This window comes from Gemmiger formicilis, assembly GCF_900167555.1.
In the GTDB taxonomy this organism is placed as follows: Bacteria; Bacillota; Clostridia; order Oscillospirales; family Ruminococcaceae; genus Gemmiger; species Gemmiger formicilis.
This window is the reverse complement of sequence record NZ_FUYF01000074.1, coordinates 1-1,854: the sequence shown is the minus strand read 5'-3', so window position 1 is coordinate 1,854 and position 1,854 is coordinate 1. Positions and strand designations below refer to the sequence as shown.

1 protein-coding gene is annotated in these 1,854 nt (G+C 44.4%); it reads left to right on the top strand.

Going from position 1 to position 1,854, the window contains the following annotated elements:
* Positions 1 to 163 precede the first annotated feature (163 nt).
* Complete coding sequence (locus B5D32_RS15125) at positions 164 to 1,525, top strand: nitroreductase family protein (protein WP_143402820.1); 1,362 nt, start codon at positions 164 to 166, stop codon at positions 1,523 to 1,525.
* The last annotated feature ends 329 nt before the right edge of the window (positions 1,526 to 1,854 follow it).

Genomic DNA, 1,854 nt, shown 5'->3' with positions numbered 1-1,854 from the left:
TGCCGAAACGTGGCGAATGTGAAAACTTTTTGGTATAATGAAGTTGTTCCAAAGAACCGCCATCCACATCTAAGACTCAAGCATCGGCGCGCAGATGCTGAACATATCCGCCCCGCAACAAACCCGACACAAGTTTCTTTCAGAAAGGATTGGCTGATTTCTTATGAAAGAAGTATTCATCAAAACACTTTCCATGGGAATCGTCCTGTGCATTTTAACTGCCTGTACAGGTAGGCCGTCACCGAGTACATACTCCAACAGTAGTGCGACTTCCTCGGATTCCAACGTAGAAGCAGATAACAAAAATACCGAGCCTACCGCGACAGGATTTAAAAATCTTACGCGCCCCTACTATTCTGTTTTGGGTTGTGGCGGAGAGAGCGGCTATTATGAAACACGTGCTAGAGACGACGGGTCCGCCAATGTCACTTACATTGACTATTCATCGCAAAAAGAAATATATTTATGTAATGCACCTGGTTGTGCTCATGACAATGAAGGATGTACTTCTTGGATATCTGCGGAGAATGCTGGCGTATTTCCCCTCATTTCAAGTGATCATCTTTTACTTATCCATCGCACCTATGGCGGAGAAGAGGGAAAGCAGTCACTTTCTCGAATTGATGCCGCATCTCTGGATGGAAGCAACCGTAAAACACTTATTACATTTAACAATGGGGAACGTCTTGGCGATGTGTTTTGTACCAACGGAGAATCCCTTATCTGCTCACTGACAACACTTGAGCAGTTGCCGGACACGTTGGAATCCACTTTTACTTTATGTATGATCGACTTAAATACGGGCGAGCGCGTGGATTTGTATGTGGAAGATACAACAGACGGAATACAGCCGGAATTTTTAGGGGTTACAGAAACCGGATATGCAGTTTTACATTCTTCTCAACAAACCAAAACTGAAAGCGATTTTCCCGGTAAGGAATGGAGCGAAATTTCCGATGAGATTGCTCGTTCAACTTTCCACCAATGGGAAAAAATCCCGATTGGCGGAAACTGCTGCGAATCTTTTTACGAATATACAGGAAACATTCAACAGCTGTTAATGGCCGATGGGCTATATTTTTACGATGTAGACACCAAAAAGCTGATACGAATCAGTGTACAAGACAGTAATATTGATGAGGTTGCCGATTTTATTTCCACAGATGGAAACAGTGCCTATATAGACGGAAAATTTGATGAATGGCTTTTAATGTCAATTCGACACTATGAGCAACATCCAAATGTGGAGTATCCGGTTGCAATCGAGAGCTGTTACGCAATCAATACACAGACAAAAGAGGTAAAAGAACTAAACATCAAGCAGGAAATTGCGGAAGACCGTACAATTCCCATTATGCTTGGACAAAGTGCAACCGATCTGCTTCTCATCACGGATAGTCAAACCAATAATGTAGAGCACTATGGATTTGAATATTCTATTATAAGTAAAGAGGGATATTTAAATTCTGATGTAGCAGAATTGCGGAAAGTCTCTTTTATTGAAGATGGTTCTAATGTGTCGTAATGGTAGAACTCACCTCTCCTCGTAAAATCTACCCGCTGCCAAGCCGACTCTGGCAGGGCAAGGTAAAACTAAAGCGTCTCAGAGCAGAGTCAATACACCCCCCTTGCAACAACTCCGCAACAATCCGGTGCTACCATGCGGGCAAAGCCTAAAGAGCCTGCACAAAAGAAAGCGTACCTCTGCCATGCAACTTACACTGAACGATCTGCGCAAAACTTACCTGCTGCCCGCCCAGCGCACGCCATCGCGTTCCGCAGCGTACCTGACGAGGTCGTGCGCGTGGCTGTTACCGTCACATGACCGATGAATTTGAAAAGCAGCCGGCGGTG

Excerpts from the sequence above, each read along its gene's own strand:
- B5D32_RS15125 (WP_143402820.1), top strand. The coding sequence starts at position 164 with ATGAAAGAAGTATTCATCAAAACACTTTCCATGGGAATCGTCCTGTGC.